This is a genomic window from Pseudomonas sp. COW5, assembly GCF_026240005.1.
GTDB classification, from domain to species: domain Bacteria; phylum Pseudomonadota; class Gammaproteobacteria; order Pseudomonadales; family Pseudomonadaceae; genus Aquipseudomonas; species Aquipseudomonas kribbensis.
Genome location: NZ_JAPHVP010000001.1, coordinates 5,855,966 through 5,873,530, shown reverse-complemented (window position 1 = coordinate 5,873,530; position 17,565 = coordinate 5,855,966). Strand labels below are relative to the sequence as shown.

The 17,565-nt window shown below is 57.5% G+C and carries 22 protein-coding genes; 4 read left to right on the top strand and 18 right to left on the bottom strand.

All coding sequences use genetic code 11. The features are described 5' to 3' along the window. Positions 1 to 31: 31 nt before the first annotated feature. From OQ248_RS26800 to OQ248_RS26785, 4 genes are read right to left on the bottom strand one after another with little or no spacing between them, the layout of a single operon-like run. The gene (locus tag OQ248_RS26800) at positions 32 to 1,066 is read right to left on the bottom strand and encodes a late control protein D (protein ID WP_265814678.1); all 1,035 of its coding nucleotides are present in this window, start codon (positions 1,064 to 1,066) and stop codon (positions 32 to 34) included. Further along, positions 1,054 to 1,260 carry a tail protein X gene (locus OQ248_RS26795; protein WP_265814677.1) on the bottom strand — a complete coding sequence of 69 codons (207 nt, stop codon included), beginning with the start codon at positions 1,258 to 1,260 and terminating at the stop codon, positions 1,054 to 1,056. The genes OQ248_RS26800 and OQ248_RS26795 overlap by 13 nt, the downstream gene beginning before the upstream one ends. Further along, positions 1,260 to 2,138, bottom strand: coding sequence for a phage tail protein (locus tag OQ248_RS26790; protein WP_265814676.1), 879 nt, complete (start codon positions 2,136 to 2,138; stop codon positions 1,260 to 1,262). The genes OQ248_RS26795 and OQ248_RS26790 overlap by 1 nt, the downstream gene beginning before the upstream one ends. Then, the gene (locus OQ248_RS26785) at positions 2,138 to 4,708 is read right to left on the bottom strand and encodes a phage tail tape measure protein (RefSeq protein WP_265814675.1); all 2,571 of its coding nucleotides are present in this window, start codon (positions 4,706 to 4,708) and stop codon (positions 2,138 to 2,140) included. Before OQ248_RS26785 ends, OQ248_RS26790 begins: the two co-directional genes overlap by 1 nt. A gap of 18 nt (positions 4,709 to 4,726) precedes the next feature. On the opposite strand from OQ248_RS26785, the gene OQ248_RS26780 reads away from it, so the two are divergent. Then, entirely contained in the window at positions 4,727 to 4,987 is a 261-nt protein-coding gene (locus tag OQ248_RS26780; RefSeq protein WP_265814674.1) for a hypothetical protein, read from the top strand. 59 nt (positions 4,988 to 5,046) lie between these two features. On the opposite strand, the gene OQ248_RS26775 is transcribed toward OQ248_RS26780, so the two are convergent. Continuing rightward, positions 5,047 to 5,361, bottom strand: coding sequence for a phage tail assembly protein (locus tag OQ248_RS26775; RefSeq protein WP_265814673.1), 315 nt, complete (start codon positions 5,359 to 5,361; stop codon positions 5,047 to 5,049). 169 nt (positions 5,362 to 5,530) lie between these two features. On the opposite strand from OQ248_RS26775, the gene OQ248_RS26770 reads away from it, so the two are divergent. Next, positions 5,531 to 5,845: a hypothetical protein gene (locus OQ248_RS26770; RefSeq protein ID WP_265814672.1), complete on the top strand. Its 315-nt coding sequence runs from the start codon at positions 5,531 to 5,533 to the stop codon at positions 5,843 to 5,845. A 69-nt stretch (positions 5,846 to 5,914) separates the two neighbouring features. Here the strand turns inward: OQ248_RS26770 and OQ248_RS26765 are convergent, their stop codons facing one another. The 13 genes from OQ248_RS26765 to OQ248_RS26705 all read right to left on the bottom strand — a co-directional run bounded on the left by OQ248_RS26765 (position 5,915) and on the right by OQ248_RS26705 (position 15,785). Continuing rightward, positions 5,915 to 6,274, bottom strand: a complete 360-nt coding sequence (locus OQ248_RS26765) for a DUF6124 family protein (protein WP_265814671.1) — start codon at positions 6,272 to 6,274, stop codon at positions 5,915 to 5,917. Positions 6,275 to 6,396: 122 nt separating this feature from the next. After that, on the bottom strand, positions 6,397 to 6,759 hold the full coding sequence (locus tag OQ248_RS26760; protein WP_265814670.1) for a hypothetical protein: 363 nt from the start codon (positions 6,757 to 6,759) through the stop codon (positions 6,397 to 6,399). Between the two features lie 1,502 nt (positions 6,760 to 8,261). Then, positions 8,262 to 8,735: an SLATT domain-containing protein gene (locus tag OQ248_RS26755; protein ID WP_265814669.1), complete on the bottom strand. Its 474-nt coding sequence runs from the start codon at positions 8,733 to 8,735 to the stop codon at positions 8,262 to 8,264. 63 nt (positions 8,736 to 8,798) lie between these two features. Further along, positions 8,799 to 9,740, bottom strand: coding sequence for an SMEK domain-containing protein (locus OQ248_RS26750; protein WP_265814668.1), 942 nt, complete (start codon positions 9,738 to 9,740; stop codon positions 8,799 to 8,801). A gap of 139 nt (positions 9,741 to 9,879) precedes the next feature. Continuing rightward, positions 9,880 to 10,248: a hypothetical protein gene (locus OQ248_RS26745; protein WP_265814667.1), complete on the bottom strand. Its 369-nt coding sequence runs from the start codon at positions 10,246 to 10,248 to the stop codon at positions 9,880 to 9,882. Positions 10,249 to 10,446: 198 nt separating this feature from the next. Then, positions 10,447 to 10,971: a phage major tail tube protein gene (locus OQ248_RS26740; protein ID WP_265814666.1), complete on the bottom strand. Its 525-nt coding sequence runs from the start codon at positions 10,969 to 10,971 to the stop codon at positions 10,447 to 10,449. Then, positions 10,972 to 12,393, bottom strand: coding sequence for a phage tail sheath subtilisin-like domain-containing protein (locus OQ248_RS26735; RefSeq protein WP_265814665.1), 1,422 nt, complete (start codon positions 12,391 to 12,393; stop codon positions 10,972 to 10,974). Positions 12,394 to 12,399: 6 nt separating this feature from the next. After that, positions 12,400 to 12,630 carry a hypothetical protein gene (locus OQ248_RS26730; protein ID WP_265814664.1) on the bottom strand — a complete coding sequence of 77 codons (231 nt, stop codon included), beginning with the start codon at positions 12,628 to 12,630 and terminating at the stop codon, positions 12,400 to 12,402. Then, complete coding sequence (locus OQ248_RS26725; RefSeq protein WP_265814663.1) at positions 12,627 to 13,112, bottom strand: Gp37 family protein; 486 nt, start codon at positions 13,110 to 13,112, stop codon at positions 12,627 to 12,629. The genes OQ248_RS26730 and OQ248_RS26725 overlap by 4 nt, the downstream gene beginning before the upstream one ends. Next, positions 13,109 to 13,543, bottom strand: a complete 435-nt coding sequence (locus OQ248_RS26720) for a DUF1320 domain-containing protein (RefSeq protein WP_265814662.1) — start codon at positions 13,541 to 13,543, stop codon at positions 13,109 to 13,111. The genes OQ248_RS26725 and OQ248_RS26720 overlap by 4 nt, the downstream gene beginning before the upstream one ends. Positions 13,544 to 13,546: 3 nt before the next feature. Further along, the gene (locus OQ248_RS26715; protein ID WP_265814661.1) at positions 13,547 to 14,527 is read right to left on the bottom strand and encodes a major capsid protein; all 981 of its coding nucleotides are present in this window, start codon (positions 14,525 to 14,527) and stop codon (positions 13,547 to 13,549) included. Positions 14,528 to 14,538: 11 nt separating this feature from the next. Next, a complete protein-coding gene (locus OQ248_RS26710; RefSeq protein WP_265814660.1) occupies positions 14,539 to 14,907 on the bottom strand; it encodes a head decoration protein in 369 nt (122 codons plus the stop codon). A 2-nt stretch (positions 14,908 to 14,909) separates the two neighbouring features. Then, the gene (locus OQ248_RS26705) at positions 14,910 to 15,785 is read right to left on the bottom strand and encodes a peptidase (RefSeq protein ID WP_265814659.1); all 876 of its coding nucleotides are present in this window, start codon (positions 15,783 to 15,785) and stop codon (positions 14,910 to 14,912) included. A gap of 281 nt (positions 15,786 to 16,066) precedes the next feature. Between OQ248_RS26705 and OQ248_RS26700 the strand changes: the two genes are divergently transcribed. Together OQ248_RS26700 and OQ248_RS26695 are read left to right on the top strand one after the other, a co-directional pair. Continuing rightward, positions 16,067 to 16,741, top strand: coding sequence for a hypothetical protein (locus OQ248_RS26700; protein ID WP_265814658.1), 675 nt, complete (start codon positions 16,067 to 16,069; stop codon positions 16,739 to 16,741). Next, entirely contained in the window at positions 16,741 to 17,562 is an 822-nt protein-coding gene (locus tag OQ248_RS26695; RefSeq protein ID WP_265814657.1) for a hypothetical protein, read from the top strand. The genes OQ248_RS26700 and OQ248_RS26695 overlap by 1 nt, the downstream gene beginning before the upstream one ends. Positions 17,563 to 17,565: the final 3 nt, after the last annotated feature.

The window sequence follows — 17,565 nt, the reverse complement described above, 5'->3', positions numbered from 1 at the left end:
CCCGCTCCCACAGGGTTTTGTGGTGTTGGGGTTATGGGGTGGGGATTCGGCTGACTTTTTGTTCGGTGGTGTAGCCGCCGTCGCGGGTCATGCGGTGTTGGGATGAGGTGATGAGGTAGCGGCCGTTGAGTTTACCGGTGGTGTGGAGTGTGATGACGTTGCCGCTGATGAGGTTGGGTTGGCCTTTGGTGGTCCATTGGCCGGTGGTGCGTTGGCGGTTGGCTTTGGCGAGTTGGGCGGTGGCTTGGGCTTGGGATTGTGCGGTGGTGGTGCTGCGTTGGCGGCTTTTGTGGGTGTCGGCGCTGGTGGTGGTTTGGGTGGCGCTGCTGGGGGCGGCGACGGTTTGGTTGTTGATGAGGGTGTAGGTGATGAGTTGTTTTTTGGCGGGGTCTTTGTGTTTGAGCTCGATGATTTTGGGGAGGGTTTTGATCTGGTCGCGCAGGTGGATGTTGGCCAGGTCTGGCAGGTGATGGGTGGCGACTGGGGCGGCGTTGGCCAGTTGGCTGATGGCGTGGAAGACCAGTTGGTGGCCGGTGATTTTGAAGGCGTAGTCGTAGGTGGCTGCGAGGTTGCGCAGGAAGGTCAGGTCGGTGTCTTGTTGGGTCAGGCGGTCGAGCGGGATGGGTTCGATGTGGCCGACCAGGGTCAGGCCTTGGCGTTTGGCGATTTGTTGGGCGATGGCGGCTAGCGTGAGGTTTTCATAAGCACGGTGTTCGAGGGTGCGCAGTGGGCCGGTGATGCCGGTGGCCAGGGCGTGGATGGTGATGGTCGAGGGTGGGCCGTTGAGTTCGACTTCGTCGATTTCCAGCCGGCCGAGGGTGCGCACGGGGGTGCCTTCCCAGCCGATGGCCAAGGTCAGGGTGTCGCCGTGGCCTGGGTACCAGGCGTCGCGCCATTTGCCTTGGGTGTCTTCGAGTTCGACTTCCAGACTGTCGGCCTGGCCGGTCAGGTGATCGGTGTAGGTCAAAGACAGTAAGTGCTCGCTGACGTCGCGTGTGATGTTGTGCTGTTGGTAGGTCAGCACAAAACGGGCTTGCGGGATTTGTTGCGGGCTTAGCGCATCCATGGTGGTAGATCCTGTGCGTTGGGCAAGGCTTCGAGCAGCGGAATGGCCAAGGTCACCCCAGCGGGTAGCGTGGCGGTCAGCGGCACGTTGGGGTTGGCTTCGGCGATGGGCCAGTAGCGATGGGCATCGCCGTAGTAACGCCAGGCCAATTGGTCCCAGCGCTCGCCTTCGGTGGTGAGGTGTGGAATGAACATCAGATGCTCCGGGTCAGGATATCGGCCGCCAGCCCGGCCAGGCGGGTGTTGGCGCTGTCGAGTACGGTGACGGCCTTGTCGAGCGCGTGGTGTGAGGCGCCGAGGCGATCGACGATGTTGGCCAGGTCTACCGGGTTGAGGCTGGCACGTGCGCCCATTACGCTGCCCAGCACGTCTTCACCTAGCCGGGACAGGTCGGCACCGCTGCGCAACAGGCCTGCCGCGTTGACGAAGCCTTGCAGGGGCTCGATGGCGCGCGCCGTGACGCCCAACAACTGCGGGACGTGGCCAAGGATGATTGAGGGGTTGCCGCTTTTGGCGGCCTGGTAAAGGTTTTGCCCGGCACGCAAGACGTTGCCGGCGGACCGAGCTTGGCTGATGACACGTTGTGCGGTGCTAGGTGACGGCGACTGACGGGACATCACCCCCGGTGAACCGAAACCGGTGGCGTTGTCGGTGGCTGTTGGATCGAGCAACCCGGGGTGATGGATCTTGCGAATGAATGGCCCGGTGTATTCACGCAAGCTGATGTTTACCGTGGCGGCCAGCAACTGGCCGACGGCTGTGGCACGGCGAACGGCGTTGCTCAGGTGTGTGATGACGTAGGGGCCTAGGTACTCGCCGCTGCCCATTACGAACGCCAGCGGTTGGTGCTGACTTTTGACCTGACGCAGTGCCCGTAAGCGTTGCTCGGGGTCACCCAGAGCCGGGTGCAGTTCCAGGGTGAGGCTGCATTCGTCGAGCCCTTCGCCGATCCATTCGAGCAAGGGTTTGCCCTGAATGCGCCGGTGCTCGGCCCAGTCCGCGGACCCGCTTTGCTCCATAGTGCTGATACCGCCGGCGACGGTGAACTCGATGTCCCCCAGGATGGCAAACATCAGAAGCCCCCTTGTTCTTGGGGCCCGTAGCTACGACGACGCGTGTCGTGAAGGTAGCGTTCCATCATGCGCATCCACTCGGTGAAACTGGCTTGCAGGCCTTGCTGGATTGCATCGGTACCGGCGCCTGCGGGCACGTTGATGTGTGGCGAGAAATGGAAGGTCATTTGGGCTGCGCCGGCGGACATTGCCCCGGTAGCCATGCTGCTGGCTTTAGATACCTGCATGGGATTGGGTGGCGCCATGTCGACACGGCTTTGCGCAGCCATGCCGAGAGCTGCCTGGCGTACTAAACCCGCCTGGGCGCTGATGCCCAAGGCCGCGCCCTGGCTGATGTTGGCGCCGTAGCCGATGAACACACGGCTGGGCGATTCGATGCCGAGGGTTTCGGTGAACCAGCCTTTGACGGCGGAACCGATGCCGACCACGCTTTCTTTCAGCGCGCTGGCTTTGTTGCTGATGCCATTGACCAGACCCGTGATCAGCAGGCTGCCGAACTCGGTGAACTTGCCGGGCAGCTCGACACCGAAATAGCTCATGACGCCGGCGAAGGCGCGATAGATCCAGCCCAGCGGAGAGAAGTTGACGAATACCGCGAGAATGCCGGACAAGCCACCGTTGAAGCCAGCGGTGACCTCCGACCACAAACCGCTGAAGAACGTTTTGATCGGCTGCCAGTGGCGATAGATCAGATAGGCCGCGAGCGCGATGCCGGTGATGAGCAAGCCGATCGGATTCATCAGTAAAGCGCGGCCCAGCCAGAGGATGGCTTGGCCGGCGAGCTTGAGCCCGAACAGCAACGTGCCACCCAAAACCTTGCCTAGCAACCACCCGCCCTGGGCGACCAATTTGAGCGGGCTGGCCAGCGCGATCAGCATCCCACGCAAGAACAACCCGCTGTATTTCGCGACCGTGAACAGGCCCATGCCTACTCGTTTTAACGCCGTGATCAAGGGCGTGAACTTGCCCATCTGCCAGGCGCCACGCAGCAAGGTGAATTTGGCAGACAACGTGGTGATGGTGGTGGTCAGCGCCGCTATCGGTGCCATGACCAGGTTCACGCCATAGGCCACACCGATGAAGGCCAGTTTGCCGAGCAGCAAGCCACCGACCAACCCGACCACGCCTTTGATGAGCGCCGGGTTTTCACCGGCCCACGTGGAGAACGAGCGCATGAGTGGCACCACGGCACGGCTGACTTCCAGGATCGCGGGCAATAAGGCATTGCCGACAGAAATACCGATGTCGGTGAGGTTGATGCGCAGTTCCTTAAGCTGCTCGTTGGCGCTGCCCATGCGCTTGGTCCAATCCTCATCGAGCACGCCCTGGTCGGCGGCGCCTTTGCTGCCTTGCTGGATGCCGCCCAAGTCTTTTTGGTTGGCCAGCGCCGGCCGGATGAATGACAACACTTGCTGGTCGGCAAACAACTCGCCGAGTTTGTAGGCCTGATCCAGGCGGGCCAGTGCGATTTGCCGTTCGTGCTGATCCTTGATGTGCAGCGCTTTGCCGTACTGCGCTGCGGCGGCCGGGGCTTTTTGGCCCAGGTGTTGGGTGAGGATGTTGATCATGGCCTGGGCCGGCGACAGCCCTTCGCCAACCAGATTTTGCAGACTGCCCTTGAGGTCGATGCCGGCCTTTTCGAACGCCTTGAGCGTGTCCGGTGCGGTGAGCTTGGACAGGAAGTTTTTGAAGTTGTTGGCGGCCTCGTCATTGCTGCCGGCACCCCGACGGGCGATCTGCAGTGAAGCGCCGATTTCTGCCACGGCGCGTTCGCCAGTGATGCCCAAGGCGGCAAACTGTGGCGTGAGTTGCGGCAGCCATTTGGCCATGTCGGCGAGTTCGAACTGGCCGCTTTTGCCGGCGAAGGCCAGCATGTTCATCGAGCGTTCAAAGCCGCTGGCGCCGATGTTGAGGTTGTCATTCAGGGCGATGGCCACCGCGCCGAGGTGGTCCATGCTGGCGCGGGTGGCCGTTGCGGTTTTGGCCATGACGGGCGCATAGGCGGCCAGCTCTTTCAGGTGGCTGATACCGCCTGCGATCAACACGGCGGTGCCCTTGGCGACTTCGGTCTGGGTCTGGTTCCATCTGAGTGCTGCACCGCGCATGGCGATGCTCAAGCGTTGTTCTTGCGCGAGGTCGAAGCCGCCAGTGATGGCGATGTCACGGGTCTGGTCTTGAAAGTTGATGGCGGCTTTCATCGATTGAATGACCGGTGCACCTAACGCTGCACCGGTGCCGACGACCTCCATGGCCTGGCCGCGCAATTCACCGCGCCGGGTTCTGAGGGCTTCACCGCGGGCCATGCTGGCGGTGAGGCGTTCTTGCTTGGCGTGGAGCTGGTCGATGGTTTGGCCAACGGCATCGTATTGGCGGCGCAGCCCTGCGATGCCCGTGCCGCCCCGGGCCAGGGATGCCGACAGTTCGTGACCGATCTGCTGTTGTTTGACCACGAGCCCATCAACGGCATGGCTCAATTGCCGCACGGTGGTTTTGGCGGAGCTAAACGCTGCGTTGAGGCTGCCGGAGACCACAGCACCAATTTTTAAACCGACGAGGACTTCGTTCGCCATCATTGCTACGCTTTGGGAATGTTTGAAAAAACCACGTTGCGCACCGCCCAAACCCTCTATGCACTGGCCATTGGCGCCGGTGTGATCTGGCTTGCCTGGCTGTGCCTGATGCATCTGTCTGGGTGGGCGGTGATCGTGGTGTTCTGTTTGGGGCTGCCGTTGCTGGCCTTGGTGGTCACCCCCATCGCTGCGGGTGGCGCACTGTTGGCCGGGCTGGTGGTCGGCTTGGTGACGGTGGTCAGTGGCTTGATTGCTCGGCGAGTTCGAGCCGGCGGTTAATCTCCCGCTGGCAGACGTCTACCCAGCGCCAGTAATCGACCATGTCGAGCCGTTCGATTTCAGACGGCTGCAACCTCAGCACCAGCAGCAATGCTTCGTCCCAGGACTGGAGCAAGGACTCGGCCGGCTGCCATTTCCCGCAACACCTCGGTGGCGAGGGTTGAGTCGGCAATGTCGAATTCGCCGAGGTCTTCGAGGGTGATGCCCAGCAGCTTGGCGACCAGCAGGTCTTCCATGGCGCCTTCGTCTTTGGTCACCGCTTGCGCGGCGCTGATGTCTTTGCGCTTGAGGCGCTTGATGGGCAGCGTTGAAAGCTGCTCGCCGTTGGCGCTGGTGAAGGGGAATTTGAGGGTGAAGGTCAGTGCGTCGGCCATCATCATTGCTCCAGGTTAATCCGTTGCTCAATCAGTGAAGCCCTGATGTTGGGGCAACGCTGAGTGACTGGCTTTTAATCGGATTTAAGGAGGCGGCATTGAGTGGCGAAATTGCCTTATGATCGATCCGACCCAAGCACGGGTCTGAAGCCCTAAAGGAGAAGGCTGGATGAGTACCGATAACAGAGATCAGTTTAATTTGATGGTTCTTAGGATTCTCACTGATCTGGTAGCTGCATGTCCTTCACCCGTGGCTATCACGGCAAAGACGTACAACCTACCCGAAGGCGAAGATGTGAGTGAGGGCGAAGGGATCTATGCACAGACCCATTATCGTCAGTCACAAGAAGAACAGCTTCTTAGCAATACACTAAAGTGGCTCCGTGAGGAGGGATTCGTGCGCCTCGACAACGCTTACGGCTATGTCGCTACCATTGAGGCTCTGAAGCTCTGGAACGCGGTCCCCAAAGCGCTTTCTGAATGAAAAAGAGGCAGTCAGTCATAATGGCTGACTGCCTTACCTTCCGTGGTCACTGTACTTCAGAACTTTCTGTTATTCCTTCGGGGCGACCCGGTCCAACGCCTGATTCACCGCCAATTCCCCCAACATCACGACTTGCGCAATGCCCAACAGGGTCTTGCGGTTGGGGCCTTCCAGCACCCCGGCAAAATCACCGAGCATGACCGTGGCAGATGCCAGGGATTCGCAGGCGTTGGCCAGTAAGGATTCAGTGTTGGTTTTTGGGTTGACCATGAACATGGTGTTGGGGGTATAGGGCGTGGCCATGATTTGGGCTGCGGGTGTGAGGTAGTAGTCGAGGGCGCGTTCGGCCGCGTCGTGGAGTTTTCTTGAATCGGGAAATTCGTAGGGCGATACCGGATCTTCGACCGGTGGAATGACTGTCTTGGACATCAGCTGGAACTCCGGATAAGAGTCGCTTGAGGAATTTTTATAGACGGCTAGAAACGTCATGAGCGTGACCAATGACGTCTACTGACCCGTGAGGGGGCAAGCCCCTCACGGGTGCCTGGCCACTACCGCGCTATGCGGTGGTTATCGAGCACACGATTGATCACTAGCTCACTGAGCATGATCACCTGTTGAAGGATCACCATTGCTTTGCGCTGAGTTTCATCCACTGAGCTGGCGATATCGCGGGCCATGTCGCTGGCCGACGACAGGGATTCGCACGCCTCGACGAGCAACGTTTCATCATCCACCGTGGGGTCGATGAGAAAGATGCGGCCGGGCTTGCGCGATGGCGTGGAGGTCTTCAACCCTGGGTTGAGGTAGAAGTCGATGGCACGGTCTTTCGCCGTTTTTATGTTTTGAGCTTCAAGCGAAGCGTCGTAGGGGATCGGATCTGCGTCCGGAGGATTAGGTGTAACTTTGAACATAGATAACTCCTGCTTAGCAAAAATAGGAGCCATCACTCTCGCTACCAAACGAGGGTGGCGGCCATACGCGGGTTGGTAGACCGGTCTAAGCAGGAAACCCGGCGCTCCCTAAGGAGCCCCACGCATGACCGCCATAAAAAACTGAGCCACGAAAAAAGAGACTCAATATGGCGTCGCCTTAAAGCTTAGAGACGGGCTACCAAACCCGATCACTGTTTTTCAGTGACAGGGAAACGATATAGCCCATTCCATAGCCTTGTAAGCCGGCGGATTCTGGCGTACGCGTAGGTAACGACGCAAGGTGTTGTAGCCTTTATGGCGTAACAGTTGGTGTAATTTAAACGCGCATGCGGCGTTGTGTTTACGCACAGCGAAAGCCGTAAATCCATCATCCTGTTTTTGATGAAATTACCGCATGTATGTGGGTAGGCGTATGTCGGGGTGAGACGTCTCTCTACGCATAGAAATCATGTCGGGCGAGCGTCTGTATGACGATCATCAATGGTGATTTTTGATGCGCCAGAGTAGGTTTTTGAATCGAACTTTTGGGGCGCGAATTGGGCTTTCATCCTCGCGGGCGGCTGCGCAGGACGTGATTTACTGCGTTAGAAAGACACGACTCCCTTTCATATCAAAAGGGAGGCGGCTGTGCGAGGTTCATCCCTCAAGAGTCGAATCTTACGGCCCTCGCACAGCCACCATAACGGGGCCTATTTTCTAAAAAATGGCGACTGCACACCGGAGAGAGACCGGGTGATTTGCAATGCCGGAGTGCCCTAGGGGCTCGGGGTACAGTCACCATCGAAACTCAGGTTGGAGCGACCTGTCTTGTCAAAGAGGCACTTGGGCGGTGCTGCGGGCTGTTCCGCCCGGTCACTGCAAGCGGTGACGGGAGACAAGATACCCGTGGGCTACGGGATTCGATGCCGGGAAATTCAGTTGTTACTGTAGGCAATGGTGTCGCGGGTTGTAGCTTCAGATCATTTTTTTGGCGAACGCCCTAGCGACTTACCGTCTGGAGGAGCATGACCTAAATGGGCTCTATGCGTGAATTCAAGCCAAAAAAAAGCACCCGATCAGGGTGCTTTTTTTGGAATTGGCGGGGGAAGTCTGCTTTTACCGATCTGCTATTCAGTGAAACACTCGATCCTCTCTCAGTGGTCTGTTGTCATTAACCCCCAGAGACTTGACGCCATTGCACTTGCATTTCAGGCTTACTTTTGTCTTCATTTTTTGCTCCTTTTCTTGGAAGAACCTTGAATCGAGAGTTCGATCTCCAAAACAGAGAAGATCAGGATGAAAACAAGCAGACCACCTGAGAGGTCTACGAGTTGCCCACCTGCAAGCAGTAGAGCTGGTAAATCGTTGAATGGGCTTAGGATACTCGAACATTTACATAACGCCAACAGTAGCGCCATTTTTTCTCAGCTTGACCATATTTTTCATTAGGCGCGGTGGTGACGCGTAAAAAGGCGATTTCAAACCTTTGAACACCATCCAGGCTAGCCCCACTGGTTAACTTTTTCAGACTGCATATGCTCATGGACAGATTGAGGGATATGCGGAGACTCAAATGCCAGCGAGTCGATGCGGATCCTGAGATCCTCGATCTTTTCGGCGCTGATTTCTGGGTACGTGCGCATGAGTTCAAGTTCTCTTCCAAGCGCATTGTATTTTGCTCCCGCGCTCCGGTGCTTTTCAGCAAGCTCCTGATAGCGCAGTGTCGACTGCAAGGCGGTGAGGATCGCTGCTAGTACGCTCATCGCACCGACCCCGAGCTGCAACCAGAAACATGATTGCTGCTGAAGCGTGGCAAAAACTGCGGTGCCTACTACCGCGGAGAGTGCGACGGTCGGCATGGCTATCCAAAAATGTAGTCTGGAATACCTAAGGGCTGCTCGGTAGTGCCCGACTGCTACAACGGAGGTCCGCTCATACCATTCATTCAATACTTTTTTTGAGTTGATTTCGATCATGATTGGATTTGGCTTGGTTTATAAAAAATTAGCAGCATCAGAATGCAGGAGCAATCTTACTGATTAGCTGATATTTCTGAGCGGTGCAAGGTTGTAAGGTTGTGTGATTTTATTAAAGCCTGCATTTATTGCGTTGCGAAGCTTGTCGAACACAGCTTCGGTTTGCGGCAATTGAAAAATGCAAGTATTGTCTTTCAGGTTAATTTCACCGCTTTTGACGTGAGTTTGAAAAAGTTGTCGGAGTATGCGTAATTGGTTGTAAATGGTATCCAATTGCTCGACAAGTGTAGTGTCTTGGTACTTTGATTGGGGCTTTGTAACTAGCTGCCCCTGCCATCGTCCGGCCTTGAATAATTCAATAAGGCCAGTAATGGATTTTCCGAAATCTTGATAATTGTTTTCGGTGGACCAACGATCCTGCAAGGCAGGTCGATCCATGTAGGCTCGCATATCGTTAAGCGCATCTGAGTCGCTTTTATGTAGCACGGATACACCAGGGTGGCCGTAGCTAAACTCACGCTCAATGAGCTCAAGAATAGTTTGAAGCTCCGGTGTCGTTTTTTTTGAGATGGCTTGAATCAACGATTTATTATCAATGACGTCATCGCGGCCACTGAAAATCACTCCGTTTGGAACCTTTACGGTACTGTAATGGCCTGTACGTCTTCCAATTATCAAAACCTTTAAGGTTTTATACTTTGTGCCAAGTCCATGCTTGGAAAAGTTGTCCAAGGTCTTTTGGATTTTATCTGCTCGGCGATCTGAAGTTACTTGAACGGCTAAGCCAATTGAGTGGTCGGCGAGATCGATCGCGGCGGCATTCAGCTTACTGTGATTCAGGTTTATAAGATTATAGCTGTATACCTGGTTGAGAAGCTTTTCAAAGAAATGCTCAGCTGCAATATTTAAATCAAGAAAATGCACCGACCCTAATACTTCCACGCACGAGCTTAAGTGGGTGAGGTGAATGGTTATATCTTTTATTAATTGTTCGCGCTTTAGCATGGTTTACCAACGTAGTTTGTGAAAGCTAGCACACGGCGACTGATGTTTAGCCTGTTAATCGCAGTGTCAGTGTGAGTTTAACCGCATGCTCAGAGGAAGCCCCGAGAGGTTCGAGGTTTCCCAAGGTTGATACGAGTCTCTATACCACGCTAGGAACTTCAAATACTGTAGCGCTTTCGACCTTGATTAAATGTACTTTGTCACCCTGTTCGTTCCAAACTGGACTGTTCAAGCCCCAGTGGAAGTAGTGCGCCACGTTTCCTTTGTCTGTCTCCCCCTTCCGGTTTTCTCCTGATCTGGTACGGAGAAAAATATGGTCGCCCTTTTCTACCTTCCAATTTGGGAAGACGAAAACATGGCGATGTACATTGCTGGTGCTACCGTCACTTTTGAATGTTTCATCAAAAATTATATTGCCTTTTAGGTTGCAGTCTTTCAGAGCCCTAATGACGACAACTTCTTTTTTTTCATCACCCTGCGCTCGTACTTCGGAAACTCTCAGGTCCATTGTAGAGATACCTTCACTTGGAAAATCGCTGGCCGATTGCCAGCACTCAGCTAGGCTAGCTCGCTGAGTGCTGGCATGGGAAGTGATTTTTGCTGACGTGTGATGAGTGCAATCTGAAAGTGGAGAATTGAGCTTCTTTTAAGACGAAAGTCTCTTAAAACGGCAGGCAACCGTCGCAAGGGATTTTCTTGTTGGCTATCACGATATTCCGAGGTTTCTGTTGTACCTAGACAACTGATCCTCCCCACCCACCCGAAAAATATTCGCCAAATAATCCAGCAACACCACCTCTTCGCCATTAATCATCTGCCGCACATAGGTCGCCGAGAACGGCGTCTCGTACTTGGTCGGGTCCCGCGGTTTATGCGTGCCCAACTGGTATTCCTTCCCGGTGATGGTCATGGTCGTGACCAGCGGAATCTCGTTGACCAGCCCGCCGTTATTGAACACTTGCACGTTGGACCGGCACTGCAGTTGTACGGTCTTGAACGGGGTCACGAGTTTGCGGGCGGCCTCTACGTAGAGGCTGTTCCAGGTGATTTTGCCTTCCAGTTTGTCGATGCCATCTGGCAGTTCGATGAGGCCGACCATGCCCAGGCCCTGGAAGTCGCTCATCACGGTTTTGAGGGTGCCCAGGTCGATTTCTTCGCATTTGCCGAAGAAGCTGGCGCCGTCCAGGTAGAGGTTGGCGTTGGTGATGCGGTGTGCGCTAAAGCCTGCCATTTATACGGTCCCCAGGTTGGCGAGGTAGTCGCCGGTGATTTCGGTTTCGAAGGTGCCGCGCTCCAGTGGTAGCGGCACGGTGAGTTTGTAGTTGAACAGTGCGTGGCCTTGTTCCAGTTCTGTCTGCGGATTACGGGCCGGGTCGTACCAGCATTCGCCGCCGAGTAAGGCGCCGTCGCCAATGAGTTTGCGCAGGAAGCCGTTGACGCTTTCGGTGATGCTGGTGATGAGTGCGGTGGTGATGGGTTGGTCGACGAATTGCAGTGCGCTGTAGCGGATGGATTCGTCGATGACGTCTTTGGTGCGGCGCACGTTTTCGAAGTTGCGCATGTGGGTGACGCTGGGCCAGGCCGCGGTGCGGTTGCCCCATAAACGCAGGCCGGTGCCGAAGGAGTTGAAGACGGTGGTGATGCCGTTTTCGTTGAGCAGGTTGACTTCGCTGCTGGTGTCGTCGATGCGGGCTGTGAGTGGGCGTTCCAGGCCAATGACGCCCAGCAGTGGCTGGTTGGAGCTGCTCCACCAGTAGCCGTGGTCGCTGTCGACTTTGGCACGCAGGCCGGCGGCGCGGATGGACAGTGGTTGCAGGCGCTGGCCGTTGACGGCGTCGTAGACACGCACGTGTGGATAGCACAGGCGCACCCGATCGCTGCTGGTGTTGAAGTTGATGTCGCCGGCGGGCCCGCGACCGGTGAGCACTTGTTGCACGGTGGTGCCGATGGGGGCATCGACGTAGGTGACGCCTGCGACTTTGCCTGCGGCGATGGTGAGGCCGGCGGTGACTTCGTTCAGGGAGCTGAAGCCCGGGGCGATGAAGATTTTGGGGAAGAAGCCCAGCAGGTTGTAGCTGTCTTGAAAGGCTTTTAAACCGGTGCGCCGGCCGGTGGCGCTGACGCTGCCGATGATGTCCGCGGCGGTGACTGTTTTTGGGTCGGTGTAGGTGTAGTCGGCCTTGATTTGGGCGTTGGCGGGAATACTGCCGGCGGGCAGTCGGGTGACTTGGCCGGTGAGCCTGTTGACGGTGTAATCGGTGCCTTCAAGGTAGACGTCTGTGCCTTCCAGGGTCATGAGTTGCAGGTGTTGTAGCCCGCTGTGTTTGAGTTGCAGTGGGGTTTCGCCGGCGAACTGGTGAAGCTGACCGGTGATGGTGGTTTTGTGGATGGCCGGGTCGAGGACGTTGACGACGAGGACGGTGCCGGCGCCGAAGTCGTAGATGCCTTCCAGGGCTTCGGGGATGCTGTAGCCGGCGGTGTGTGGGCCGAACTGGGCGGCGTGGGTGTCGTTGAGGCACAAGGTCAGTTCGTTGATGGGCCCGGTGGGCGCGGTGCCGATCAGGGCGATGACGGCGGATTTGACGACGCGGATGGGCCGTGGGCCGCGTTCGATTTCGGTGGTTTCGATGCCGTGCAGGTAGTTGGCGGGCATGGGCGATTATTCCTTGATGGCGTTTTTGGGCTCGGGCTTTTTGCCGGAGGGTTTGGTGTGGGTGGGCACCGGGTGCAGGTGTTTGAGGGCAAGTAACACAAGGGTGTATTCGTGATCGGCGGGCATCTGAACGGTCGCGCCGGGGTGAAGCAGTACGCCCAGCGATTGGCGGTCTGCCCCTACGTATAAGGTGACGGCGCTGAGCGGGCCGTCGTAGCGGTATGGCGTGAGGTTCATGGGTGTTCCTTGAAGTCGGCGCGTTTGAGCACGGGGCCGTGCTGGTCGGGCATGGTTTGTAGTTGTGTGGCGCGGGTGGCGTAGTCCTGGGCGTATTGCCAGAGGCCGTTGGCGTGGCCGATGAATTGTTCTGAAACGGGGTGACAGGCCTGGTCTGTGTTGGGTGGGTACCAGCCGATGAGGCAAGCGCGCAGACGGTCCAGGTGGCTGATGACGCCGTCTTGGCCGTTGAGCTGGCGAAAGATGAGTGTGAGGCGCAGGACCAGGTGACGGGCTTGCACGGTGGCGTCGGTGCTTTGGGTGTGGCCGAAGGTTGATTTGCCGTAGGCCAGCAGAACAGCGCCACGTGGGTGGTTGAGGCGGTATTGCTGTGGGTTCTCTGGAAAGCGCTCGACCATGAGTTGGTCGCCGAAGTCGGCTTGCAGGCGCGCGAGCATGGCGTCCATCAGGTGTTCGGTTTGGGTGTTGGCTGGCGGGTTCATTGATAGCCCTGCCACGTTTGTGCGCTGAATTGTTGAGGACGTGCGCGGACGCGGATCTCGCCGGGTTCTGGCAGCGTTTGGCCGGTGGGCAGGCCCAGGGTGATGACGCCGTCGCGGATGTTTTCGAGCAGTTTGAGGGTGTCTTTGCGGCCGCTGATGACGGCGTCCGGCAACGCGCCTTCAGGGCGGCGCTGGTAGAGCCAGTGCCGCGCGAGGTAGACCACGGCGTCACGCAGTACGGTGGGCACCGGGTCGAGCGGCAGTTGGTAGCGGCCGCGTAGGTAGCCATCGACCAGTTCTTCGGCCTGGCGGACGCTGTTGTCGAGAACGGTTTCGTCGGGTTGTGTGGCGGCTGGGTCGTCGTTGGAGAGTTGGGTGAGCGTGATCAGTGGGATGGCGTTGCCGAGGTCGGCGCGGGTGCAGTAGCGCATGGCTCAGCCCGCCTTCAGTTCGACGAGGGCTTCGGGGAACAAGCACAGGGCCAGTGGGTTGGCCTGGGCTTCTATGTCCCAGCCTTTGCCCATCTTGCGGGGCTCGGCTTTGCTGTAGTACGCCTGGCCCAGGGTGTTGACGGTTTCGTTGTAGTTGGCCGGCGCGTTGAACAGACGGAACACACCACGGGCGACAGGAAAGACTTGGGCGACGTCGGCCGGGATGAAGCGCTGGCCGCTGACGGTGACGTCGTATTCGATGAATTCGATGCCGCCGAAGGTGAAGCCAGAGCGCATGTCGCCGCCGATCCGGTCTTTGGCTTCCTGGTAGTGGGCGAAGGCCTCTTTGACGTTGGCGTGGGCGGTGAAGGCGTCGAACCAATCAGGCCCGCAGAACGAGCGGAAGCCGGTGACCATGACGCCGCCTAGTTTGGATTCGGCGTGACGTTTGGCGTCGAGGCAGGCTTTGCGCACGTCGGTGTTGGGGTTGCTGAGCTCTACGGTGACTTTCTTTTGCTGGACGTCGAATTCGTCGAACAGGTCGAAGAGCACGGTGCCGTCGGCATCGAGCAGTTGGCCGCGCAGCGCGCCGACGCGTTGAAATTCGCGGGTGGTTTCGATGCTGTTCTTTAGGTCTTGCAGGTGGTCGTTGATGACGGTGGCCATGGGCGTGGTGGCGCTTTCTTGGCCGAAGGCGGCGATGCCTTGTAGCTGGCTGGGCAGGATGGGCCGGCTGATGGGCAGGTGCAGGGTTTCGAAGGTGCGGCGTTTGCGCTTGTTGCCTTTGAGGGGCGCCGGGTCGTCGTTGCGGGAGGTGTTGGGCACGAGGACCAGACGGCCTTCGCGCTCGTCGATGATGACGCTGGTGCTGGTGACGCCTTTTTCGTCGAACAGGCCCATGGCGCCGACTTTGCCGGGGATGGCCGGGAGTTTGTTGACGGCGGCCGTGAGGTTGGCGACGGTGAAGAGGTCTTGCAGGTTCATGGGGGGCTCCGTTAGAGGGTGGCGCGGGCGACGATGCCGTGGGCGTTGAGTTGGTCGAGGGCCTGGGCTTTTTGCTCTGCGGTGATGCCGGCCGGCCAGGTGAGTTCGGCCAGGGCCAGGACGGCGCCGCGGGCGATGACGACGGCGGGTTTGTCGCCGGTGGTGGCGTCGATGGGTTCGGCGAGGACGGCGACGGCTTTGTTGGCGGGGGCTTTGCCGGCCGGGTCGAGGGGTTGGTGTTTGTGGTCGACTTTGGCGAGGACCTGGCCCAGGGCGTAGGCGTGGCCGCCTAGCAGCGTGATGTTGTCTTTGGTCCAGCCGGGGCTGACTTGCACCAGTAGCAGGTCGCCGAGGTCTTTGGGTTGCTGGTAGGTGGCCATGGTCAGCCCTGCCTTTGGGTGCGGGCTTCGGCGTCGGCCAGCAATGGGTTGGTGGCTGCGTTGAGGGCTTGGCCTGCGCGCTGTTTGGTGGCGACTTCGGTGAAGCTGACGGCGCCGACCAGGTCGCTGAAAAGGGATTTGAGGCCTTCGCTCAGGGGCTGGCGCTGGTCGCCTTCGCCGAAGTGCAACGGTGTTGCACCGGACTGGGCGGCAACGAGGGCGGCAATGACGACGGGGACGTGCAGTGGCTTCATGCCGGCGGCGACCAGTTGTTCGGCATAGGCGACGCTGGTGGTGTGGATGGTTTGTTGGGCGGCGATGCGGGCGGCCTGATCGCGTTGGGCGAGTTCGGTTTTGAGGCGTTGGTTTTCGGCTTGGATGGCTGCGGTGTCTAGTGCTGTGACGGGTGGCGTTTGGGTGGTGGGGGCCGGTGTTTGTGGCAGGCCTTCGCTGAAGTGGATGACGCCGGGTTCGGCTTCGGCCAGTTCGATGGCGCGCAGGCCTTTGACGGCTGGTGGCTGGGCGCCGAGGAAGCCGACGTGGCGCAGGTAGTAGACGCCAGGCACGGGGTTGTTGGGCGCAGTTGGGTGGTAGAAGGAGGCGGAAACTTTTTTGTAGCTGCCCGCGGCGAGTTGTTCGGCGAAGGTCGGGTCGATTTGTTGGGGTTCGGCGATGAGGCCTTCGGGGGTGGCGGTGAGGGTTTTGACCCAACCGGCTGCGGGGGCGTCGTGTTGGGGGTGGCCGATGACCAGCGGGGCTTCGTGGAGGGTTGGGTTGTAGGCGGCTACGGTGGCGGTCAGGTCGGTTTGGGTGAAGTTGAGGGTGGTGCCGCAGGATGCGGTGTGGAGGCCGGGTTTGAAGATGTGGAGGGGTTTCATGGGGCTGCGCTTTGTGGGGATGGTGGGCGCAGTTTTGGGGAATGGTTGGGTTTGGGCTTTTAATCGGATTTAGAGGGATGGTCGAATTCTGAGTTGGGAGAAGTCAGCTTTGCATTGCGAGGTGATCTATTGGTGCGCAATGCTACTGACAGGTTTTATAAAGCGTTTATGACTCGCGGAATGTTGGGGCGCGACTCGACGTCGGGCCGGCCTGTGAACGTCCCTAGGTTGAGCCGCTGCCATTGGCACTTTATGCATGAAAATACTGGAGTAAGAAGCGTATGGATTGGGGAAGCGCTGATAGTTACGTCAGCTTGGCCTCGGGCCTTGTAGGGGCACTGATTGGTGGAGCCTTTACACTTAAGGGCGCGACCAAAGCTCACGAACTGGCTATGGAAAAAGAGAAAGCGGCGGACAAAGACCGAACGGTCAAAACTTTGATGCTTTTACGAATCGAGATTTCTGCAGCCTGGCAGTCGTTTAGAGAGGAGTGCTTTGACACATTGTTGGAACAACAACTGGAAACACCCTTCCTGGAAATAGTGCCCATCGGCGCATCACCGTTCCCCATTTTCGATTCAGGGCAACAGGCACTGACCCTGTTACCGCAAGATCTTGCGAAGGATGTCGTGCATTTCTACATGCGTGCAAAGGGGGTAATTGCGATGATTGAGGTCAACAACCGTGATTACGAGGAAGCACTTCAGCATGGTCGTGCACTTCTTACTAAGCGTACGGAGCAAGACCGCGAGCAACGCAAGAACTCGATAGATGATGAACAGGCACAGCAATTTCTAGAGGATGTGGAGTTTATGGCGTCCTTACTAGGGATGCCGGGTACCGCTGACGGGATCCGATCCATTGGGCAAGAGTTGGAGCCACTGGTGCAACGCATCACGACGAAAGTAGATGAGTTGTTTCCCCCGGCCTCGGTCATGCAGAAGCGGACGGGCTAATGGCACTGCCTTCTTTTGATCAGGCTTTTCGACAGCAACGAGCTTTCAAACCTCGCATTTTGGTGCTTGAAATCAGAGACAGAGAGCGCGCTGAAGATCCAGCGATTGGTTGGATCATCGTCGAGCGTGAGGAAGTTTACCAGCGAGATCAGAACGGAAAAATTTACGAGGCATCGATTCGGCTTTCTTATCAAAGAATCACCACCAGAGCCTCGTCTTACGAAAATGGTAATGGCCAATTCAATGGTAGCTATTCGAGTCATTTCAACGCGGTTTCCCTCACCTCATCTTCGATGTCCAAGGGCTCGGTGTGTCTCAATTTGCCGGAGCTGAATGGGCAACGGATCGGCACCTACTTGATGAATGAAATCGTTGAATGGGCGCAGCAATGGCCTGATGCGACGGTTAACGCTATCCAGCTTTTGAGTGGTCAGGCCCGAGGTGATAACAAAGCGCGGCGCAACAGGTTTTATGAGCAGTTCGGTTTGAGCTTTGATTACCACGATTCGGGGAAGCGTGAAGGCGTATCGAATCCGATGCAGGTTCAAGGCTTGTCAGTCGTGGAAACTTGGAAAAAAAACATCTCCGAGCACAGGATATTTGATTATTTAGCGGAGCAATTGAGCGAAGCGGAGTCGGCGGAAGCGGAATTGGATACGCTTAAACGCGCTTTTGGCTTTTTATTGGCTGAGCAGAAAGAAGCGGAGGCCCGGCCTTTGCGCTGGGACGTTCGAAGGTTGTATGTACTGCACTCCGGGGCCGTAATCACCGGGTGTGCGTTAGCCATTTGCGCCAGCTTGCTGTGGTTCAAGATTAGTTAATGC

Coding starts and splice junctions, on each gene's coding strand:
- OQ248_RS26695 (WP_265814657.1), top strand. CDS start 16,741: ATGGCACTGCCTTCTTTTGATCAGGCTTTTCGACAGCAACGAGCTTTC.
- OQ248_RS26800 (WP_265814678.1), bottom strand. CDS start 1,066: ATGGATGCGCTAAGCCCGCAACAAATCCCGCAAGCCCGTTTTGTGCTG.
- OQ248_RS26785 (WP_265814675.1), bottom strand. CDS start 4,708: ATGGCGAACGAAGTCCTCGTCGGTTTAAAAATTGGTGCTGTGGTCTCC.
- OQ248_RS26705 (WP_265814659.1), bottom strand. CDS start 15,785: ATGAAACCCCTCCACATCTTCAAACCCGGCCTCCACACCGCATCCTGC.
- OQ248_RS26720 (WP_265814662.1), bottom strand. CDS start 13,543: ATGCGCTACTGCACCCGCGCCGACCTCGGCAACGCCATCCCACTGATC.
- OQ248_RS26735 (WP_265814665.1), bottom strand. CDS start 12,393: ATGCCCGCCAACTACCTGCACGGCATCGAAACCACCGAAATCGAACGC.
- OQ248_RS26715 (WP_265814661.1), bottom strand. CDS start 14,527: ATGAACCTGCAAGACCTCTTCACCGTCGCCAACCTCACGGCCGCCGTC.
- OQ248_RS26790 (WP_265814676.1), bottom strand. CDS start 2,138: ATGTTTGCCATCCTGGGGGACATCGAGTTCACCGTCGCCGGCGGTATC.
- OQ248_RS26740 (WP_265814666.1), bottom strand. CDS start 10,971: ATGGCAGGCTTTAGCGCACACCGCATCACCAACGCCAACCTCTACCTG.
- OQ248_RS26745 (WP_265814667.1), bottom strand. CDS start 10,248: ATGGACCTGAGAGTTTCCGAAGTACGAGCGCAGGGTGATGAAAAAAAA.
- OQ248_RS26760 (WP_265814670.1), bottom strand. CDS start 6,759: ATGTTCAAAGTTACACCTAATCCTCCGGACGCAGATCCGATCCCCTAC.
- OQ248_RS26710 (WP_265814660.1), bottom strand. CDS start 14,907: ATGGCCACCTACCAGCAACCCAAAGACCTCGGCGACCTGCTACTGGTG.
- OQ248_RS26775 (WP_265814673.1), bottom strand. CDS start 5,361: ATGGCCGACGCACTGACCTTCACCCTCAAATTCCCCTTCACCAGCGCC.
- OQ248_RS26755 (WP_265814669.1), bottom strand. CDS start 8,735: ATGATCGAAATCAACTCAAAAAAAGTATTGAATGAATGGTATGAGCGG.
- OQ248_RS26770 (WP_265814672.1), top strand. CDS start 5,531: ATGAGTACCGATAACAGAGATCAGTTTAATTTGATGGTTCTTAGGATT.
- OQ248_RS26725 (WP_265814663.1), bottom strand. CDS start 13,112: ATGAACCCGCCAGCCAACACCCAAACCGAACACCTGATGGACGCCATG.
- OQ248_RS26780 (WP_265814674.1), top strand. CDS start 4,727: ATGTTTGAAAAAACCACGTTGCGCACCGCCCAAACCCTCTATGCACTG.
- OQ248_RS26700 (WP_265814658.1), top strand. CDS start 16,067: ATGGATTGGGGAAGCGCTGATAGTTACGTCAGCTTGGCCTCGGGCCTT.
- OQ248_RS26730 (WP_265814664.1), bottom strand. CDS start 12,630: ATGAACCTCACGCCATACCGCTACGACGGCCCGCTCAGCGCCGTCACC.
- OQ248_RS26795 (WP_265814677.1), bottom strand. CDS start 1,260: ATGTTCATTCCACACCTCACCACCGAAGGCGAGCGCTGGGACCAATTG.
- OQ248_RS26765 (WP_265814671.1), bottom strand. CDS start 6,274: ATGTCCAAGACAGTCATTCCACCGGTCGAAGATCCGGTATCGCCCTAC.
- OQ248_RS26750 (WP_265814668.1), bottom strand. CDS start 9,740: ATGCTAAAGCGCGAACAATTAATAAAAGATATAACCATTCACCTCACC.